The sequence below is a fragment of the Tissierella praeacuta genome, assembly GCF_040396155.1.
GTDB lineage: Bacteria > Bacillota > Clostridia > Tissierellales > Tissierellaceae > Tissierella > Tissierella praeacuta_A.
This window is the reverse complement of sequence record NZ_JBEBOY010000010.1, coordinates 70023-90163: the sequence shown is the minus strand read 5'-3', so window position 1 is coordinate 90163 and position 20141 is coordinate 70023. Positions and strand designations below refer to the sequence as shown.

Genomic DNA, 20141 nt, shown 5'->3' with positions numbered 1-20141 from the left:
TTATGAGAAAACTGAGCAGGTATCTAATACTTATATTTTTAGCTTTGATAATTTTTGATATACCAGCAACTGCTGAAAGTAATTCAATTAAAGTATTTGTAAATGGTAAGGCTTTAGATGATGATGTTGTCCTGGTTGTGGAGAATGGCAGAACTTTGATACCGATTAAATTTATTTCTGAAGAATTAGGTTTTGATGCAAAATATATAGAAGAGTCTGGAAGGGTAAACATTAAGAAAGATGATAGAAATATAGAGATTACAATAGACTCTGATAAGGCAAAAGTAAATAACAAAGAAGTAGAATTAGATGTAAAACCATTTACTAAAGAAAATATGATATTTGTTCCTCTTAGATTTATATCTGAGAGTTTAGGAGAAGAAGTGATCTGGGATGAGAAAAATAAAATTGCTTTAGTTGGTAAATTTCCTGGTGAAGCGAAAGTTGAAAATACATTTTTATACTTTAATAATGAACATAGTTATACTTTAAATTTGCCTAATTCTTGGAAGGAAGAAACAATAATAAAGACAGAAGATGGAACTTTATATGTATATGATAAAAAGACTGCTAAGAAATTTATAGAAGATGGACATGAGAGTTTTGGACCAGTTTTTGAAATAAGATGGAGTGACTATCCAATAATAGCTACACTTCCATATGAGGGGGATTATATACTTAGCTATAAAGATGGAATGTACTCGGAGGCCTTATTTTGTAGGGACTTTCAATTTTATCCAGAGACTAAGGATTCTTATATGAAAATTTTTAATGAAGCTCAGGATGTACTAGGTTCTTTTAAAGTAGTTGATGAAGGTGCTTTTGTAGAAGATGATAATAAGAATTATATGAATGAAATAGATTTATTACATGATATATTAGATAATTATGTACCAGGGAATATTTTCAATAGGGATGAAATATATACTCATAAGAGTCCAATATCTAATACAAGTTTTCTATATATGAGAAATATTAGAAATGAAGAAGAGGTATTAATAAAGATAGAAGATAAATTTGATAAGAATAGTAAGCTTATAAGATATCATTTAAAAAATTATTGGCACAATTTAGTTAAAAATAAATTAAGTCAATCTGAGGCGTTAGAGTTAGCAAATAGCTTTATTAATAAATATGTAGACGAAGTTAGCGAAGTAGTAAAGAAACCAGATTTATATCCAAGCCTATATGAAAAGGAAAAACATGAAACTTATGGAGATAAAGATGGAAAATATATTATAGTAGTAGATTTAGAGCATGGTTTTATTGAATATTTTAGTAAGAATTAATGAGTTCTAATTAGTTTTTAAAGGGATGCAATTAATTTTATATTTATCAACCATTATATATTTAGTTAATATTTTAAAAGTAGAGTTTATGAATGAGGAGAAATTATGCTTAATACAAAACAAATTAAAGCAGGCATTTTTGGAGCTGTTTTTACTATTTGTGGCATACTATTACGGTTGTTTGCTAACGACTTATTAATGAGTATAAAAATGATGCATCATGTCTGTATTCAAACTGAAAAATATAATGAATCACTTGAATTTTATACTAAAATTTTAGGATTTGAATTAGTTTCAGAAACACCAAATTTTCATAAACGTGATTTTAATACATGGTTAAGACTTGGGACATTTATGATTGAATTGCAGACTGGAAAAAAAGGAGAGAAACTGAATAGACGGAGTTCATCAAATGAAGGAATAGTACATATGTGTTTTTTGGTTGATAATGTTCAGGAGGAATTTGATAGGATAAAAAGATTAGGTTATAATAGATTCAAAATTAAAAATGGAGAAATAATATATAGAGTTGAAGACGGTTATTTATTTAAAATTAAGGCACCGGAAGGGACAGAAATTGAAATAAGAGATTTGCTGATATAGGAGTTATTATGCAGAAAATATTAGATAGATATGTTAGATCTCTTTTATTCTATTTTTATTAGTATATTGGTTTGTAACTTTAAGATCAATTGAACCATATCATCCCAATAATTGGAACCATGGGAAGTTAAGCCTTATTGCTATTAGCAAATATAGAAATGAAATAATATTTTTTGTAGAAGATTGGTAATCCGCTTCTGCTTTTTTATTTATTTAGCAAACTAGGAACAGCCTTCTTTCAGAGTTATTGTTATAATAAAATTGCCATAGAGAGAAAGGTCAGGTGAAGTTTGATATTGAATTATAGAAAAGATATTGAAAGATGTATTAAATTCATTGAAGAACATATTAAGGAAAATATTACTATTGAAGAAGTTGCCAATCAATCTGGGTATTCTCTTTATCATTTTTGCAGGGTCTTTAGCCTATGTAATGGAGTATCTGTTATGGAATATATTCGAGGACGTAGGCTATCTTTAGCAGCGACTGAATTATTTAAAGGAAGAAAAATTATTGACATTGCTTTGGACTATGGATTTGAAACACCTAGTGGATTTGCCAAAGCTTTTCGTAAAGCCTTTGGTTATAGTCCCACGCAGTATATAGCACGAATGTCTGGATACGATGATGCAAAGCTAAAATTTGAAATTGGAGGTCATATTATGAATCCTGTTATTGTGAAGAAACCTGGATTTAAGGTTGCTGGTTATGGAATTAAAACCAATATTACTGGAGCCACATATACAAAGGATATTTCATCATTTTGGAGTAATTACAATGGGGAAAACTTAGAAAGCAAAATGTATAAAATTCTAAATCCTAGCAAACATGGTGAAGTGGGATTATGTGTTCCGTTATCTGAGGATGGAAATGCAATATATCTTTTAGGTGTAATAGTTGATGATTTTTTAAAAGTGGAAGAGGATATGTTAACAGTAGAAGTACCAGAAGCTGAGTATGCAGTTTTTACAACGATTCCAATTGATACTACAAATGATGAAGAACAAAATGAGTTTGCAAAGGTTATCGCAAGTACTTGGAAATATATTTTTGAAGATTGGTTTAAAGACAGTGGCTATGTTTATGATGAAAGTAAACTTGATTTTGAATTCTATGATGAACGTTGCCACCATAGGCAGGATACTGTCATGGATATTTATGTTCCTATTAAAAAATAAAATAGCAAAATAAATTAGAAAGAAAGGTGATAAAATGTTGAGCTATTATGGTAGGTTATCTTCGGAAGTATATGATATGGATAAGCCTATAGGGCATTCTTTTGGGGATGTAGAATTTTATATGAATAGATTGGAGTCTTGCAAAGGACATATTCTTGAGCCTGCAACAGGAACTGGTCGTATATTAGTTCCTCTTTTGGAAAAGGGATTAAAGGTTGATGGATTTGATAGTTCAAAGGATATGCTAAATATATGTGAGAACAATTGTAGAAAAAAAGGTTTAAATCCTAAGCTTTTTGAAGCAAAAATGGAGTCTTTTTCACAAGATACAAAATATGATGCTATTATAGTTCCAACTGGAAGTTTCCTTTTATTATATAAGAGAGAAGATTCAATAAAGGGGCTACAAAACTTTTATAATCATTTATCCAATGGTGGAAGGTTGATAGTTGACATATTTTTGCAAACTGATATTTCAATAGGCATAGTTTCTACAAAAACTTGGAAATGCTCCAACGGAGATATAATTACATTAGAAAATAAAGTTGTAGAGGTTGATTATATAAATCAATATACTATTTCCCATGGGAGATACGAGAAATGGCGTGATGGAGTATTAGTACAAACTGAATTAGAGCATTTCCCATTGAGATGGTATGGAATAGAAGAGTTTAAGATCATACTTGAGAATATAGGATTTAAAGACATTGTGATTTCCTCAGATTATAAATTTGGGCAGTATCCATCAAATTCTGATGATGTAATTACTTTTGAGGCTGTTAAATAGAAATAGATGCCAGAAATATTATGCAAAGAGCTGGCAAATAGTAATATGTATATTATTCCATAGGTAGAAAATAAGAAAGAACCTTGCATCTTAACTTTGCATAAAGTATACTAATCTGAAAAGGAGGATTGCTTTATGAGAAAATACGTTATTTTTGCATAGCATTGGCTATTGCAATTAATTGAAAAGTTTAAATTGTTATGGCCATTGCTATTCCTAAAAATATAATTTTAGGAGGGCAAAATGAGCTATAGGAGAGCAGAAGATATTTTACCATCAGAAATCATTGAATTAATTCATAATTATGTAGATGGAGAATGTATATATATTCCTAGAAAACCTAATAGCAGGATACAATGGGGAGATAAAACTAATATTCGCAAGGAGTTAGAAATACGAAATCAACAGATATATGTTGATTATAAACAAGGATATAAAACTGTGGAGTTAGCTGAGAAATACTTTTTATCTGAAAAAAGCATACAGCGTATTATCCTTAAAATGAAAAAAATAGCTTTAGAATAATAGGTCAATATACTTTGGTATATTGGCTTATTCTTTTTTCTAAAAAAGTTTAAGGTAGAATCCAAATATAAGAAGAATTAAAATATAGACATAAATATGAAAAATCAAGGAGGAGAAAGTATGGGTACACCTGTTTATTTTGCATAGCTAGGCTATTGCAAATAAATAATATAAGAAATGTAATAGCCTTTGAATATCTCTGATAAGCAAAGGAGTGCAAAATGGGCTATTTAAGAAAATTTGAATATAAGATTATACAAAAGGATTCATATAAAATCATTCGTAATTGTGCTGGATGTGGATGTAAAGCAACATATTTAAGTACAGAAAAATTTAGAATAAATGCCAATGGAAAATATTTGGATATATGGCTGATTTATCAATGTGAAAAATGCAAGCATACCTATAATTTAAGTATTTATGAACGAATAAAAGTAACTGATATTTCTAAGAGTGATTATGATAAATTTTTAATGAATGATTTAGATTTCGCTTTAGACTATGGAATGAATAAACAATTACTTCTAAAGAACAAAGCAGATATTGACTGGACAAGTGTAGATTACCATATAATTGGAGATGATATAGAATTTAAACAAGGAGATTATATTGAAGTATATAATCCTCAGCAATTGAAAATTCGAACAGACAAACTAATTTCTAATATATTACAGATATCAAGGAATAAAGCTAAGTTATTAGAAGAAAATGGAACAATAGAAATAAGAAATGATTATTTAGAATGTAAAATAGGAATTTTGATTAGAGGAATATTCATATAGATATAGTTTCAATAAAATAACATAAAGAAAAGAGAATTAGATGGATTCACATATTGAATTTTGTTATAGATATTATAAAACCAACCGTATTAAGTTTATAAAACTTTACGGTTGGTTTTTATAATTTGGAGAGAATTCAATTATTAAAAAAATCAATATTAAGTCCAAGTACTATAGATAATGTAAATTTAACTTTTCCATATAAGTTTGCTAAAATATAAACTATATAAAAAATATGTCGAAAATAGTCAAATTTAATAAATGATATTGATATAATGCCTTAAGGGAAGTGAAGAAGTGAATGATAAATCTGAAGGATTTAGTCCATTTTTAAAAGTAGAAAATATAACAAAGAATTTTGGAAATATAGAAGCTCTTAGAGGGGTTAGTTTGGAAACCTATTTAGGAGAGGTTCTAGCTATTGTAGGAGATAATGGGGCAGGAAAGTCTACCCTTATTAAGATCATTTCTGGAGTATTTACACAAGATGGTGGGCAGATATGGATAGAAGGGGAAAAACAGGATAATTTGAATCCTAAAACTTGTTTGAATAAAGGAATTTCAACAGTTTATCAAGATTTGGCATTGGTAGATACCCGTGATGCTGCTTATAATATTTTTCTTGGCAGGGAACCAATGAAGGGTTTATTTATTGACAGGAAGAAAATATATAGTGAATCTAAACAGTTGATTCAAGATTTAGAAGTCCATATACCTAGTATAAAAACTCCTGTAAAAAATTTAAGTGGAGGGCAAAGACAGGGGGTAGCTGTTGCCAGGGCTATTCATCAAGGAGGCAGGTTATTAATTTTTGATGAGCCAACAGCAGCTATGGGCTTAGTAGAATCCTCAAGGGTACTAAAGCTAATTAAAAGGCTTGCAGGAGATGGTTATGGGATAATTATAATTAGTCATAATCTACAGCAGGTATTTGAAATTGCAAATAAAGTATGTGTAATGCGTCAAGGCAGAATCGTAGACATTGTTAAAACTGATGAATTAAATATGAATGATGTTGTTTCGATGATTACTGGCGCAGCAGATATTTAATGAAGGAGAAGAATTATGAATAAAGATTTTAGGATTTTACTACAACCACATAGGTATAGGATTTTGTTACTATTTACTTTATTTGTTATGGTAATTATTCTTAGTTTTATATCTTCACATTTTTTAACATTGAATAATATAAAGAATATATTAGACCAAGCATCCTTATATATTATTTTGTCCATAGGAATGACATTTGTAATTTGTTCTGGAGGAATTGATTTATCAATTGGCTCTGTAATTGCATTGAGTTCAGTTGTATCAGCCTTTGCCATGAAGGCTGATTTTAATGTAGTTATTGCCATTGTCATGGGACTAGCTGCTGCTATGAGTGTAGGAGCCTTCAATGGATATATGATTTCTTCTTTGAAGATAAATCCTTTTATTACTACATTGAGTACTATGTCTATAATTAGGGGAGCAACATTGGTGATTACAAAGGGCAGACCTATATATGGATTTCCTAAATCATTTACGTATTTAGGTAGTGGTACTGTTGGGTTTCTTAATTGTCCAATTATTATAGCTTTCTTTGTTACCTTAATAGGTATAATTCTTTTAGGAAAAACACGATTTGGCAATTATTCTATTTCTATGGGATGTAATGAGGAAGCATTGAGAAGGAATGGAGTTAATACAAACAGATATAAAACACTTATATATATATTGTGTGGATTATGTTCAGGAATAGCGGGGCTTATTATTAGTGCTCGATTGAATACAGCAGAGCCTTTGGCAGGAATGGGATATGAAATGGATGCTATTGCTGCTGTTGTTCTTGGTGGAACTGATATGCAAGGTGGACGAGGAAGTGTTGTTGATACTTTTATTGCTTGTCTTATTTTAGGAGTAATAAATAATGGTTTGAGGATTTTGGCTATTTCATCTAATTATCAGCAACTATTAACAGGAATTATTATTTTAATAACAGTAGCATTATCAGAATATAAGCAGAGAAAAAGGATTAAGATGGGATAAAATAAATAAAAAGGAGATAGTGATATGGGACGAAAAAAGAGGGTGCTTTCACTTGGAGCATTAGCTATGGATGTAATAATAGAAACAAAACAAATGCCGCAAGAAGATGGATTTAGTTTTGTAGAGTCTGAAAAGCTTGTACCTGGAGGGAGTGCTTCTAATCTTTCTGTAGCTCTGGCTCATTTTGATGTGGAGGCCTATCAAACAGGAAAAATTGGTGATGATAAGTATGGAAATGAATTTCGTAGAACATTAGTAGAAGATGGTGTTGATGATAGATTTTTAGTTACTAAGCCAATGGGCTCTACCTTACATACATTTATTATAACTCAAGGAGAGAAACATTGTATTTTTGCAAACTTAGGGGATTCAGTGACAAATTTGGAGCCAGAGGAACTCCCAGAAAACATACTAGATGGAATAGATGTATTCTACACTGATATGTTTTCATCCCGTGCATCTATATACTTAGGTAAATTAGCTAAGAAGAAAGGTATACCCGTTGTATATAATATGCAATGTCCACCAAGTTTTATGAAGAAATGTGGTGTTGATATTAATGAAATAGAGGAAATGATTGGACTTTCTACAATTTTTTCAAGTGGTCGTGAGGGCTATTTTGAAATTACTGGAGAGTATGAATATGGAAAGGGAGTACAAAGTTTTTATGATAAATACCATATTCCCCATGGGGCTATATGCACGGCTGGAGACGAAGGCGCCATATGGTTAGATAATGAGAAATTAATCCATATAGATGCCTATTCCATAGATGCAGTGGATACAACGGGTGCAGGAGATTCTTTCTTAGCAGGACTAATTTATGCTTATTTCTGTGAAGGAATGAATAAAAAAGATGCTCTTAGATTTGGATCAGCATCAGCTGCCATGAAATGTATGCATAAAGGACCAAGGTCAAAAGCCACAGTTGAAGAAGTAAAACAGTTTATTAATTTTGCAAGATAATTGTAGAATTGATATAAAGAATAAAAAAAGGAGGACAAAATAATGTCGATAAAAAACAGATTTACAAAATTAAGTTTATTAGCATTTATATTAATTGTGTCTTTATCTTTAGGATTAACAGGTTGTTCTAATAATGATAAAGAACCAGTTAATGTAGAAGAAGAAACATCTAAAGAAAAAGAAGCAGAGGTAGAAACTGAAGAAGTAAAAAACAATGCTATGGAAGATGCTGAACAAAAATTGCTTGAAGCCTTAGCACCATTGCCGGATAAAGATACAGGAGTTAAGTTAGCAGCAATAGAAAGTACTCTTGCAAATTCCTTTTGGATTACAATGCAAGAAGGCTATGAAAATGCTGCGAAGGAATACGGTGTATCCATAGATGTAATGGCGACTGAAACAGAAACCGATATAAATGGACAATTAGATATTATGAAAGTGCTTTTATCTAAAGATTACAATGCGATTGCTGTTTCTCCATTAACAGAACATAATTTAATCCCAGGAATTGTAGAAGCAAATAATAAGGGAACTAAGGTTGTAGCAGTAGGAAATGGAGTAAATGAAAAAGCCTTAGAGGAAGCAAAAGGAAAGATTGAAGCATATATTACTTCTGATTTTAAACAACAAGGAAAAATGGGTGCTGAATTTATAGTTAATAAAACAGGTGGTAAAGGAAAAGTAGCTGTTATTGAAGGTATTCCAGGTGCTACTCAAAGTGAAGCTAGGAAAAATGGAGCTATAGAAGCCTTTGAAGCTGCTGGAATGGAAGTATTACCAGTACAAACAGCAAATTTTGATCGTCAGCAAGCATATGACCTAACAGCTGCACTTATTGATGCATATCCAGATATAGTAGGTATTGCATGTGGAAATGATGTAATGGCTTTAGGTGCAGTAGAAGCATTAAAAGCAAAGGATATGAAAGACAAAGTAGTTGTTGCAGGTGTTGATTTTATAGAAGAGGCAAAAGATTCTATTGAAAATGGAGAATTGGATGCTACTGTAGCAATGTCACCTTACTTATTTGGAAAAGCTGGTGTAATTACAGCTCTTAAAGCAATTCAAGGTCACGAATTTAAGGAATCTGTAGTTTGGACACCAATACAATTAATAAGTAAAGAAAATGTAGATACTATGGAAGGCTGGAAATAGTAAGGATAAAGGGCAGATTTTATATAGGTTATAATCTTTAAATAAAATCTGCTTTTTCATTATCTTGAGATCATTTAGGAGGAATATAATATGTATAATAAAATTTTAGGAGGACTTGTTGGTGCTGCAGCAGGGGATGCTATGGGTGCAGCTACTGAAGCTCGAACAAGAGAGCAGATCATAGAATATTTCGGACATGAGGTAATTGATTTTGAAATCCCACCTATGGATACTTTTGCAGCCGGCAGTAAGGCTGGACAAGTAACAGATGATTTTAGCTCAGCATATTTTATTGCTAAATATATAGTTGATGCAGGAGGTAATATAACAGAACAAGTTGTTAAAAATGCTTTAATAGAGTGGTCTAAGCATTCTATGTTTTTTGATAGGTTTGCTGGTCCTACTACTCGTTTAGCAATTTATGAGTTTGAAGGTAGGAAAGTTGATAAATCTGGGAAATCAAAATTAGCAACTCGTCAAGCTACCAATGGTTCTGCTATGCGTATTTCCCCGATAGGGTTAATGAATCCAGGAAATTTAGATGCAGCTATTAATAATGCGGCTAAAGTAACTATGCTGACTCATGATAATTATCTTGCTATTTCAGGTGCTTGTGCAGTAGCAGCTGCTGTTAGCAAGGCGATGATGGATGATGCAGATGTATATAATGTGCTTCGAGCTGGATTATATGGTGCAGTAGAAGGAGAGAAAATAGGAAGAGAGATAGCCCGTGATGCTGCAGGCCCAAGTGTAGTGAAGCGAATGGAAGTAGCAATTGAAATAGGATTTGGAAAGGGAAGTTCCAAGGAAAAATCAATAGATATAGCTGAAAAGATTGGTACAGGCCTTCACGTTTCAGAAACCGTACCATCAGCTTTTGGAATATTTGCTGCAAATAATGGTGATGCCATGGGTACGATTATTAACTGTGCCAATGCGGGATATGATACAGATACTCTTGCAACTATAGCAGGGGCAATGGCAGGAACTCTAGGTGGTTGTCAAGTATTTCCTAATCATTTTCTTTCTATATTGGAAGAAGCAAATGGATTTGATATCAAGGGATTAGCTAAGGGAATAGAAAATATTTGTCAAGGAAGACAGTCAATATGTTAGGAGGAAGTATGAATGTATAAAAAAATTCTAGGTGCGTTATTAGGAGCTGCTGTAGGTGATGCTATGGGGTCAGCTACAGAACTTAGATCTATTCGTCAAATTCAGGAAACTTTTAATGGTAAAGTAACAGATTTTTATACACCGCCTAATGATACCATAGCAAAAGGACGTAAGGCAGGCATGGTTACAGATGCATTTAGCATTCCCTATGTATTGATTCAATATAAATTGAGAAATGATGTAAGTTTTTCTACTGAAATGGCACAAAGAGCATTGATGGAGTGGGCTTCCAATGAAGAATGGTTTGAACTTTTTGCGGGGATGACTACTAGGAAAGTGATTAATCGCTTGAAAGAAGACAGTGGTAAAGTAAGTGATTGGGCATATGCAGGACATTTAGGCAATAAACTTTTCAAGGGACATTACTATGCATTGTCAAGTAATGGGGCAGCAACTAAAGCTTTTCCAATGGGATTGTTTAATCCAGGAGATTTAGATAGAGCTATTGATGATACTATAGCTGTAACTATGTCATCCCATGATGATAAATATAGTATTTCAGGTGCTTGTGCCGTAGCAGCAGCAGTTAGTAAAGCTATGGACGAAGAAGTTAATGTATATGATATAGTTCAGGCTGGTTTATATGGTGCAAAAGTTGGAGAGGAAAAGGGAGCTAAAATCGGACTTCAATATCCAGGACCTTCTGTACAAAAACGAATGGATATGGCTGTGAATATAGCAGTTAAATGGGGAGAACCAGATATAATAATGAAGAAATTAGCAGATATTATAGGTAGTGGACCAGCAATCTCTGAAACAGTTCCTTCTGCCTTTGGCCTATTTATAGCCAACAATGGTAATGCCATGGAATCTATCTTTGATGGAGTCAATATAGGGGATGAGACAAGTGCCATTGCAAGTATTGCTGGCGCACTTGGAGGAGCATATAATGGAGTGGACTCTATTACTCAAGGATATCAAAAGGTTATAGAAGAACAAAATGGAATGAATTTATCTGATATGAGTGAGAAAATCTGTAAATATATTTCTAAATAAATATATTGATTAATTAATGTTTAACCTTATATATAGAAACTATTTCAATATTAGTGATATAATATTGTTAACCACTGAAGAATGAGATTTAACAAACAGAGAAACTTAATAGTTATATGTTTCATTTTGAAGTATAAAATGGTATGTTAATTAAACAATAAGTATTAATAATAAGGGGGGATTAGATATAAAATTTATATTAACGGTAAGAGTAAATTCTTATCGTTTTTTATTACATAAGTTATTAAATAATTATATTTTGAAATTGTTAGCTTGTTAACTTCAGATTAGAAGAGGACAACTCTTCCTATGAAAAATATGTTAATGATTTAAATTTAATATTATGATAATAAAAAAACATTATCCAACAAGTTAGTTATAAATGAATTAAAAGAATATTAATCTTATAATAAATTTAGATTTGGGTATAGGTTGATAAATAGCTAGAATAGTTTTAGCTTAAAATTCAAAGTATATCTTTATATAATTAAATTTTTTATAAAATATTTTAAATATATAAATATAAAATTACTTATTTTGTTTATTTTAAAACAATAGGTATTGACATACTGTACTAATATTAAATATTATATTAATAATAAATTGTATTTGTAAATAATATTTTAATTTGGAAAGGGGAGGTTATTTGAATATACTTTTAAAACAATTAAAAGAAGTATCGTTATCCGTTTTACCCATAACAATTTTAGTTATTATTTTAAACTTCACAATAGTGCCTATAGGAACGGAGATGTTTATTAGGTATATAATAGGTGCTATATTTGTAATTGTAGGATTGGGAATTTTTTTATTTGGTGCCCACCTTGGTATTGGACCAATTGGCAATCTCATGGGAGAGACCATAGCAAAGACAAATAAATCTTATTTAGTAGGCATTCTTGGATTTATATTAGGATTTCTCATTACTATTGCCGAACCTGATTTGCAGATACTTGCTAATCAAGTTAATTTGGCTTCTGGAGGTATTGTTCCTAGTGTTTTAATTTTAATTGTAGTTTCAATTGGGGTAGGGATTATGGTTGGTGTAGGTTTACTTAGAACTCTATATGGAAAACCACTAAATAAACTGTTTACATTAACTTATTTTATAATACTAATTCTTGGTTTAAAGGTATCGGAAGAATTTTTGGCTATTTCTGTAGATGCTTCAGGTGCCACTACTGGAGCTATGACAACTCCATTTATATTAGCTTTAGGATATGGGGTTTCTCAATTAAAAGGTGGTAAAACATCAGAAGAAGACAGTTTTGGAATGGTTGGGCTAGCCTCTACAGGACCAATTTTTGCTATTATGATAATGAGCATAATTAGAGGTCTTACTGATATACAAGGAGAAGTGGAAGCATTTGTACCTAATACAGGAATATTAATTCCTTATTTACGTATATTTCCACAGCTATTGAAAGAATCTATAGTAACGCTATTACCATTATTTCTATTATTTTTAATTTTTGATAAGCTTAAATTTAAATTAAATAGAAAACATAAAAATTCTGTTCTTAAAGGCCTTTTATATACATATATTGGTCTTACATTGTTTTTAGTTGGGGTAAATGCTGGATTTATGGAAGTTGGAAGAGTAATGGGAGAAGGGATAGCAAATTTCTATCCTTGGTTATTGCCTATTATTGGATTTTTATTAGGCATGGTAGTTGTGTTGGCTGAGCCAGCAGTATATGTATTAACTGAGCAAGTAGAAGAAGTTACAGCTGGTCATATAAAAAAGAAAGTTATTTTAGCTGCCTTATCTATAGGTATTGCTTTTGCAGTTTCTATGTCCATGTTAAGAATTATGATACCAAGTTTAAAATTATGGCATTTCTTATTACCAGGATTTGCAATAGCAGCTTTTTTATCTTACAAGGTACCACCTATTTTTGTTGGTATAGCGTATGATTCGGGCGGCGTTGCATCTGGTCCTATGACTGCCACATTTGTCTTAGCTTTCGCTCAGGGGGCTGCCAATGCAATTTCAACAGCAAATGTTCTAATAGATGGATTTGGTGTTATTGCTATGGTAGCTATGACACCATTAGTAGCTATTCAAATACTTGGACTTATATTTAAAATAAAATCTAGGAGGGAGGGTAATTAACTATGAACTTGCGAAATAAGGAACTAATCCTATTTTGGTGTATACTGGATTTTGGAAAAGGAAGCAAGCTATTGAAATTATCCAATGAACTAGGGGGAGTAGGAGGTGCCATATTTTTAGGAAGAGGCACAGTAAAAAACGAACTATTAAATATATTGGGAATTTTAGACACAAGAAAGGAAATATTTTTGACAGTTATTGATGAGGAATTGGAGGATGTTTTCTATGATGAAATATCTAAAAAGTTTGGTTTAAATAAACCTCGTCATGGTATAGCTTTTTCCATGCCAATAAATTATTATTTAAAAGTTAATGGTTCTAAGAACGTATCTAATCCTGAAAAGAAAGGTGTGAGTAATTTGGATTATGAATCTATATTTGTCATTGTAGATAAGGGTTCAATAGATGATGTATTAGAAGCAGCAGAATTAGCGGGTTCCACAGGAGGAACAATAATACATGGAAGAGGTTCTGGCACAAAAGAGAAGGAAAAATTATTTAATATTCAGATTGAGCCAGAAAAGGAAATAATACTTATTTTATCAAAGGCAGATAAAACTGAATCTATTGTAAATGCTATACAAGAGAGATTAAATATTGATGAGCCAAGTGGAGGAATTATTTTTGTTATGGATGTAAAGAAAGCTGTAGGATTATATCAAAAATAGTTTAATCCATTTTTAAGGCCCCAAAGTATTTGTAAATTTTACTTTATAAATACTTTGGGGCTTATTTTATATAAATGGGAATATAAAGGGGATGGAAAACATCCCTTATTTTTTCTGGGACTCCTAAAAACAGCAAATAGTCAATTAATTCGAAATGGCATGAAAATTGCAATAATAAGTATAAAATACATAGAGGTGATATTGTACTTCTATAAATGGTGGGAGATGATATATTGAGAAATTACATAGTTAGACGATTAATTACTGGAGTATTTCTTGTGTTTGTAGTGACAGTACTTGTATTCAGTATGCTTCATCTAATGCCAGGGGATCCAATAGATTTACTGGTTGATAGAAAAGTTTCCCCAGAGAGGCGGCAGGCATTAAAGGCCGAATTTGGACTTGATCGTCCTTTGCCTGAGCAGTATTGGAAATGGATAAAGAGTATAGTGACAAAAATGGACTTTGGAATTTCCCTTAGAAATAGACAGCCTGTCTGGGAAATGATGAAGACTCGTATACCTATTAGTCTCAAATTATGCGGTTGGACTCTTCTTATGGAAATACTAATAGCGGTACCATTAGGTTTGTTATGTGCTTATAAAAAGGATACATTTTTTGATAGGTTTACAGTAAATACTACACTTCTATTAACAGCCATCCCAGGGTTTTGGATTTCAGTTTTATTGATAATTGTATTCGGTGTAAAGTTAAAATGGTTTCCTCTTAGTGGCTATGAAACAGGAAAGCATTTTATACTTCCTATTGCCAGTGGGGTTATAGGCAGTATTGCCGGAACCATACGTCTTACTAAAAGTGAGGTTTTGGATGTATTTCGTGAGAAACATGTTCTTACAGCTTATGCAAAGGGTTTGCCAGAGTGTACAGTAATGGTCAAGCATGTTCTTCGTAATGCCTTAATACTTATAACAGTTCTAGTCTTTATGTCTATTCCTTGGCTTATTTCTGGTGCAGTTATTACTGAGAGAATTTTTGCAATACCAGGTATGGGAAGTCTAATGATAAACTCTATAATCCAGCAAGATTATGCCGTTGTCCAAGGATGTGTACTAGTGATTTCCTTAATTACAGTATTATCTAATATACTCAGTGATATTGTTATAGGATTATTAGATCCAAGGATAAGGGTTTCTATTTCAGGAGGTGATCATTAATGAATAGTAGTCCAGCTAAGGAGTTCTATCAGTCATGTTGGAAGAATATTAACTTTATCATAGGCATAATAATTCTTATTAGTGTTATTATTTTAGCCATATTTGCAGAAAAGGTAGCACCTTTTCCTTTTGATGAGGCTCATAAGGATGCAATACTTCAGGCACCTAATGGAACATATTGGTTTGGTACTGATGACTTTGGCAGAGATATGTTTAGCCGTATTATTAATGGCACACGTATAACTTTAAAGGTTGCATTTTTAGGGGCAGCGATTCAACTGATATTAGGGGTTACTATAGGTCTTATAAGTGGATTCTTCGGGGGAATAGTTGATAAAATATTGATGTTTATAGTTGATATTACTTGGTGTATACCAGGAACAATTCTGGCATTGGCAGTTGTAACTGTACTAGGTAAGGGACTTACAAATTCTATTATAGCTATATCCCTTGTAAACTGGGCAAGTTATGCAAGAACAGTACGTGCAAAGACTATGTCATTAAAAAATATGGCATTTATAGAAACTGGTATGGCCTTTGGAGAGAAACCTATATCTCTAATGTTTAGGTATATACTTCCAAATATTGTTCCATCACTTATAGTTCTAGTATCTATGAATCTTCCAGGGACTATAATGTCAACTACAACTTTGAGTTTCTTAGGTCTTGGCTCTCAGCCGCCTTCTCCTGACTGGGGTCTTGCCATTGCACAGGGTATGAAATATATTACTCGTGCTCAATGGATGAGTATATTTCCAGGTCTTGCATTGGTATATACTGTATTTGGATTTAATCTATTAGGTGAGGGATTACGTGATTTACTTGATCCAAGACTTAAATCTTAGTAAGGAGGTAAGAAGATGAGTGAAGAATTACTAAGACTTGATAATCTTAGCGTAGACTATAAAGTTAAAGGCGGATATCTTTCAGCTGTAAAAAATGTTAATTTAACAATAAATAGAGGGGAAATATTTGCTATTGTCGGCGAATCTGGCTGTGGAAAATCAACTATTGCCCATAGTATTATGAGACTTCTCCCTGAGCATAATGAACATATAAGTGGAAGCATTTATTTTAAAGGAGAAAAACTAAATGATATGACAAATAAACAAATGGAGAAAATTCGTGGAAAACATATTGGAATGATATTTCAAAATCCATTGGATTCTCTTAACCCAGTATATACTACAGGAGCGCAGGTAGCAGAAGCAATATACCTTGATAATAAAAATCGTCTAGAGGTCTGGAAACAGGTGGCAAAACTCTATAGAGATGTAAAGATGCCAGATGCAGAGAAGCGAGTTCATAGTTTTCCCCATGAACTTTCTGGAGGAATGAGGCAAAGAGTCATGATAGCTATGATGCTTTCTCGAAATCCAGAACTTTTAATAGCAGATGAACCTACGACAGCTTTAGATGTTACTATAGAGGCACAGATACTTCAGATAATAAGTGAATTGAAAAGAGAATTTTCTACATCCATAATGCTTATAACCCATAACTTTGGATTAGTAGCTGAGGTGGCAGATAGAATAGGGGTTATGTATGCTGGTGAGATGGTGGAACAAGGAGATGTTTTTGAAATATTTGAAAATCCCATGCATCCATATACAAGACTTTTAATGAAAGCACTGCCGAGAAAGACTAAGGCTGAGGGAAGACTTCAAACCATAGATGGTACGGTACCTAGACTTACAGATGTTAAATCAGGCTGCCGCTTTGCCAATAGATGTCCCATTGCAGAGGAAATTTGTTTTAATACTGATCCACATTTTATAAATGTCAGCAAAGACCATTTCTTTCGCTGCCATTTTGAAGAGGAGGCAATTTAATGGATAAGGATGTAAATACTAATATTGATATAAATGAACCTATGATACTTATAGATGAACTTAAAAAATATTTTACAATATCGGGCGGCATTTTTGGAGGAAAAAAACAGGTAGTTAAAGCTGTTGATGATATAGGTCTGACTATTAATAAAGGAGAGGTAGTAGGACTAGTGGGTGAATCTGGCAGTGGAAAGACTACTCTTGCTAGAGTAATACTTAACCTTACTAAGCCAACGGAAGGTTGGGTTATGGTAAATGGTATAGATATGATATCAGCCACAAAGGATGAAATAAAACGGCTTCGCTCTGAGGTAGCAGTAGTATTTCAAGATCCAGCATCAAATCTTAACCCTAGACAGACAGTGGCAAGCTCCATTATGCGGCCCATGATACTCCATGGTAAAGGAAAAAAAGAGGCTATGGAAAAAGCAAAAGAAGCTCTTAATATGGTGAAGATGGATGAAAGATATCTTAATAGTTATCCTCATCAGCTTTCAGGAGGACAGTTACAGCGTATAGCTATTGCCCGTGCTTTAGTTCTTGAACCTAAAATAATGATTTTAGATGAACCTACTTCGGCCCTTGATATTTCAGTTCAAGCACAGATACTTAATCTATTATTGGATTTACAGGAGAATATGGGGCTGACTTATTTAGTAATAACTCATGATCTTAATGTTATACGGTATATAAGTGATAGGGTGGCAGTAATGTATCTAGGAAAGTTAGTAGAATTTGGACCTACTGATGAAGTGATTAAAAATTCTAAACATCCATATACCAATGGGCTTATGGCAGCTTCTCCAATACTTGACCCTAAGCTTAGGGGAAAGAAAAAAGAATTAATGGGAGGTGATCCTGGTAGCCTTATAGATTTACCTCAGGGTTGTCGCTTTAGTTCACGTTGTAGTAAAGCGACTGAACGTTGTAAAAGTACTTTGCCTGGAAATTACAAGATCAGTTCTAATCATCAAGTATCATGTTTTATGTATGAAAAAGAGCTAACAAAATTAATTTACTAAATTAATCTTAACTGGATTGGCTGAAGTATAATTTTCTAGTCGAATACTAGATAGTTATATATTTATGATATGAAGGCTAATGCGTCTATCTAAGAATATTATTTAGGAGGTTAAAGGAATGAAAAAGAAATTTTTAGTTCTGTTTGCGACAATAATTATGGTGTCTAGTATCATCATTGGTTGCTCAAAAGAGCAAAACTCTAATGGAGGTTCTAAAAATACTTTGTCTAGGGAAAATAATGGACGTAAAACATTAACTTTAAAGGATAGTGAATGGATGGAAACAGATTTATTTCGATGCTCAAGTTGGTATAGTTCTCAAAATTTGATTTCAGATACATTTCTAATTCAGGATCCAGAGGACCCGTCAAAACTATTGCCTAATATATGCTCAGATTATAAAGTAAGTGAAGATGGCATGAGTTTTCGTTTGACATTTCCAGAAGGTATGAAATTTGCTGATGGTACACCTTTAGGACCAGAAGATTTTGTTGCATCCATAGAATATGGTTTAGAAGATAAAGACGGTGATGGAAACCCAGATTCAGATTGGGGATATGGTTATAGTAATATTGAGTCTATGGAAGTAGATGGTCGTGATGTCATATGTTATCTTAGAGAGTATCGCTCAGATTTGGAATACTTCCTAACACAACCTTTTATGGGCATCATTAGTAAAAGGCAACTTGAATCTATGTCTCGTGATGAGCTTTTATGGGGAGCTTTGCCTTATGGACAGTTTTATGTAGATGAATTCGTTCCTGGCTCACATGTTATACTTAAACCAAATCCTTACTATATGACATCTAATCCATTAGTTGAAAATAAAGGACCATCTAGACTTGAAGCGATTACTGTTAAAATGGCTGATGTGGAAACCTTCACACTTAATACAGCCATAAGAGAAGGAGATATTGATATATTAACTGGAATTAATATGGAGCAGTATGCGGAGCTTTCCCAAGTAGAAGATGTAACAATACTAAATGATACTTTTCCTAATATTGAATATTTTGAGCTAAACAAGGATAGCAAGCATCTTAGTGACATTCGAGTTCGTAAGGCTATTATGAAAGCTTTAAATCGTGATGATATGGAGACTATGTGTCAAGGTTCTTTAAAACCAGAGTATGCTATGATTACATCTACAATGCAGAATTATAGCCAAGAGGCTGAAGAATACTTTAGGGATAACCTTTCTAATGATATAGAAGGTGCAAAATCTCTTTTAAATGAAGCGGGATATGAAATGAATAGTGATGGATTCCTTTATAAAGATGGTGAAAAACTTAGTTTCAATTTCCTAACTAGGTCCTCTGGAACAAGTGTAACAGTGGCACAGGAAATGCAGCTTCAACTTAAAGAAATCGGAATTGATATGAGTATTGAAACTATTGACTGGAACTATATATATGAAAAAATTAGTGCTAATGATTATGATGCTGGCATTGAAGTACTTCAATGGGGAGAACCAATTCTTATATTAAACTATTGTTATTATGATCCTAATAGCAAGTCTGATGAAGAGTTTAAAGCCTATAGAGATACGGTTAAACAATGTGTTAATGAGTCAGATTCTAGTAAACGTACTCAGTTAATTGATGAAATTCAGATGAAGATATTTGAGGACTGTGCTATGGTTCCTCTATATTCAGATGTGGAATACTGTGCTTATCGTAATGATATAGAGGGCCTTGTGGTTACTAAAACTGGCAGTATTTATTATAATGATATAAAATAGCTTTTAAAGACTAGTATAAAAGTAAAGTAGTAAAAATCATAGATGGATTACTACTTTACTTTTATTTTTATGCATTTTTAGTATAGATAAACAGGTTCAGAT

General features: G+C 32.4%; 19 protein-coding genes. All 19 read left to right on the top strand.

Annotated features, from left to right (window positions below; genetic code table 11):
• The first annotated feature begins 2 nt into the window (after nt 1-2).
• The 19 genes from ABWP20_RS07245 to ABWP20_RS07155 all read left to right on the top strand — a co-directional run bounded on the left by ABWP20_RS07245 (nt 3) and on the right by ABWP20_RS07155 (nt 20039).
• Nucleotides 3-1289: a copper amine oxidase N-terminal domain-containing protein gene (locus tag ABWP20_RS07245; protein WP_353095121.1), complete on the top strand. Its 1287-nt coding sequence runs from the start codon at nt 3-5 to the stop codon at nt 1287-1289.
• A 105-nt stretch (nt 1290-1394) separates the two neighbouring features.
• Nucleotides 1395-1892, top strand: a complete 498-nt coding sequence (locus tag ABWP20_RS07240) for a VOC family protein (RefSeq protein ID WP_353095120.1) — start codon at nt 1395-1397, stop codon at nt 1890-1892.
• Between the two features lie 296 nt (nt 1893-2188).
• Entirely contained in the window at nt 2189-3070 is an 882-nt protein-coding gene (locus ABWP20_RS07235; RefSeq protein ID WP_353095119.1) for an AraC family transcriptional regulator, read from the top strand.
• Between the two features lie 76 nt (nt 3071-3146).
• Nucleotides 3147-3857 (top strand): class I SAM-dependent methyltransferase, encoded by a 711-nt coding sequence (locus tag ABWP20_RS07230; RefSeq protein ID WP_353095118.1) that lies wholly within the window; start codon nt 3147-3149, stop codon nt 3855-3857.
• 243 nt (nt 3858-4100) lie between these two features.
• Nucleotides 4101-4382 carry a CD3324 family protein gene (locus ABWP20_RS07225; protein ID WP_353095117.1) on the top strand — a complete coding sequence of 94 codons (282 nt, stop codon included), beginning with the start codon at nt 4101-4103 and terminating at the stop codon, nt 4380-4382.
• A 221-nt stretch (nt 4383-4603) separates the two neighbouring features.
• Nucleotides 4604-5164 carry a DUF1062 domain-containing protein gene (locus ABWP20_RS07220; protein ID WP_353095116.1) on the top strand — a complete coding sequence of 187 codons (561 nt, stop codon included), beginning with the start codon at nt 4604-4606 and terminating at the stop codon, nt 5162-5164.
• 297 nt (nt 5165-5461) lie between these two features.
• Nucleotides 5462-6214, top strand: a complete 753-nt coding sequence (locus ABWP20_RS07215; RefSeq protein ID WP_353095115.1) for an ATP-binding cassette domain-containing protein — start codon at nt 5462-5464, stop codon at nt 6212-6214.
• 15 nt (nt 6215-6229) lie between these two features.
• Nucleotides 6230-7192 (top strand): ABC transporter permease, encoded by a 963-nt coding sequence (locus ABWP20_RS07210; protein WP_353095114.1) that lies wholly within the window; start codon nt 6230-6232, stop codon nt 7190-7192.
• Nucleotides 7193-7216: 24 nt separating this feature from the next.
• The gene (locus tag ABWP20_RS07205) at nt 7217-8158 is read left to right on the top strand and encodes a carbohydrate kinase family protein (RefSeq protein WP_353095113.1); all 942 of its coding nucleotides are present in this window, start codon (nt 7217-7219) and stop codon (nt 8156-8158) included.
• A 42-nt stretch (nt 8159-8200) separates the two neighbouring features.
• Nucleotides 8201-9313, top strand: a complete 1113-nt coding sequence (locus ABWP20_RS07200; RefSeq protein WP_353095112.1) for a sugar ABC transporter substrate-binding protein — start codon at nt 8201-8203, stop codon at nt 9311-9313.
• Between the two features lie 90 nt (nt 9314-9403).
• Nucleotides 9404-10429: an ADP-ribosylglycohydrolase family protein gene (locus tag ABWP20_RS07195; protein ID WP_353095111.1), complete on the top strand. Its 1026-nt coding sequence runs from the start codon at nt 9404-9406 to the stop codon at nt 10427-10429.
• A 12-nt stretch (nt 10430-10441) separates the two neighbouring features.
• Nucleotides 10442-11485: an ADP-ribosylglycohydrolase family protein gene (locus tag ABWP20_RS07190; RefSeq protein WP_353095110.1), complete on the top strand. Its 1044-nt coding sequence runs from the start codon at nt 10442-10444 to the stop codon at nt 11483-11485.
• A gap of 646 nt (nt 11486-12131) precedes the next feature.
• Nucleotides 12132-13601: a DUF1538 domain-containing protein gene (locus ABWP20_RS07185; protein ID WP_353095109.1), complete on the top strand. Its 1470-nt coding sequence runs from the start codon at nt 12132-12134 to the stop codon at nt 13599-13601.
• Nucleotides 13602-13603: 2 nt separating this feature from the next.
• Nucleotides 13604-14269 carry a P-II family nitrogen regulator gene (locus ABWP20_RS07180; protein ID WP_353095108.1) on the top strand — a complete coding sequence of 222 codons (666 nt, stop codon included), beginning with the start codon at nt 13604-13606 and terminating at the stop codon, nt 14267-14269.
• A gap of 233 nt (nt 14270-14502) precedes the next feature.
• Entirely contained in the window at nt 14503-15444 is a 942-nt protein-coding gene (locus ABWP20_RS07175; protein WP_353095107.1) for an ABC transporter permease, read from the top strand.
• Nucleotides 15444-16289, top strand: a complete 846-nt coding sequence (locus tag ABWP20_RS07170) for an ABC transporter permease (RefSeq protein WP_353095106.1) — start codon at nt 15444-15446, stop codon at nt 16287-16289. The genes ABWP20_RS07175 and ABWP20_RS07170 overlap by 1 nt, the downstream gene beginning before the upstream one ends.
• Before the next feature lie 15 nt (nt 16290-16304).
• Nucleotides 16305-17276 carry an ABC transporter ATP-binding protein gene (locus ABWP20_RS07165; protein ID WP_353095105.1) on the top strand — a complete coding sequence of 324 codons (972 nt, stop codon included), beginning with the start codon at nt 16305-16307 and terminating at the stop codon, nt 17274-17276.
• Nucleotides 17276-18298: an ABC transporter ATP-binding protein gene (locus tag ABWP20_RS07160; RefSeq protein ID WP_353095104.1), complete on the top strand. Its 1023-nt coding sequence runs from the start codon at nt 17276-17278 to the stop codon at nt 18296-18298. Before ABWP20_RS07165 ends, ABWP20_RS07160 begins: the two co-directional genes overlap by 1 nt.
• 118 nt (nt 18299-18416) lie before the next feature.
• Nucleotides 18417-20039 carry an ABC transporter substrate-binding protein gene (locus ABWP20_RS07155; RefSeq protein WP_353095103.1) on the top strand — a complete coding sequence of 541 codons (1623 nt, stop codon included), beginning with the start codon at nt 18417-18419 and terminating at the stop codon, nt 20037-20039.
• The last annotated feature ends 102 nt before the right edge of the window (nt 20040-20141 follow it).

What these genes read in the sequence shown, in the direction of transcription:
- ABWP20_RS07155 (WP_353095103.1), top strand. Translation starts at nt 18,417, where the DNA reads ATGAAAAAGAAATTTTTAGTTCTGTTTGCGACAATAATTATGGTGTCT.
- ABWP20_RS07225 (WP_353095117.1), top strand. Translation starts at nt 4,101, where the DNA reads ATGAGCTATAGGAGAGCAGAAGATATTTTACCATCAGAAATCATTGAA.
- ABWP20_RS07220 (WP_353095116.1), top strand. Translation starts at nt 4,604, where the DNA reads ATGGGCTATTTAAGAAAATTTGAATATAAGATTATACAAAAGGATTCA.
- ABWP20_RS07180 (WP_353095108.1), top strand. Translation starts at nt 13,604, where the DNA reads ATGAACTTGCGAAATAAGGAACTAATCCTATTTTGGTGTATACTGGAT.
- ABWP20_RS07210 (WP_353095114.1), top strand. Translation starts at nt 6,230, where the DNA reads ATGAATAAAGATTTTAGGATTTTACTACAACCACATAGGTATAGGATT.
- ABWP20_RS07245 (WP_353095121.1), top strand. Translation starts at nt 3, where the DNA reads ATGAGAAAACTGAGCAGGTATCTAATACTTATATTTTTAGCTTTGATA.
- ABWP20_RS07240 (WP_353095120.1), top strand. Translation starts at nt 1,395, where the DNA reads ATGCTTAATACAAAACAAATTAAAGCAGGCATTTTTGGAGCTGTTTTT.
- ABWP20_RS07165 (WP_353095105.1), top strand. Translation starts at nt 16,305, where the DNA reads ATGAGTGAAGAATTACTAAGACTTGATAATCTTAGCGTAGACTATAAA.
- ABWP20_RS07205 (WP_353095113.1), top strand. Translation starts at nt 7,217, where the DNA reads ATGGGACGAAAAAAGAGGGTGCTTTCACTTGGAGCATTAGCTATGGAT.
- ABWP20_RS07170 (WP_353095106.1), top strand. Translation starts at nt 15,444, where the DNA reads ATGAATAGTAGTCCAGCTAAGGAGTTCTATCAGTCATGTTGGAAGAAT.
- ABWP20_RS07190 (WP_353095110.1), top strand. Translation starts at nt 10,442, where the DNA reads ATGTATAAAAAAATTCTAGGTGCGTTATTAGGAGCTGCTGTAGGTGAT.
- ABWP20_RS07200 (WP_353095112.1), top strand. Translation starts at nt 8,201, where the DNA reads ATGTCGATAAAAAACAGATTTACAAAATTAAGTTTATTAGCATTTATA.
- ABWP20_RS07195 (WP_353095111.1), top strand. Translation starts at nt 9,404, where the DNA reads ATGTATAATAAAATTTTAGGAGGACTTGTTGGTGCTGCAGCAGGGGAT.
- ABWP20_RS07160 (WP_353095104.1), top strand. Translation starts at nt 17,276, where the DNA reads ATGGATAAGGATGTAAATACTAATATTGATATAAATGAACCTATGATA.
- ABWP20_RS07230 (WP_353095118.1), top strand. Translation starts at nt 3,147, where the DNA reads ATGGATAAGCCTATAGGGCATTCTTTTGGGGATGTAGAATTTTATATG.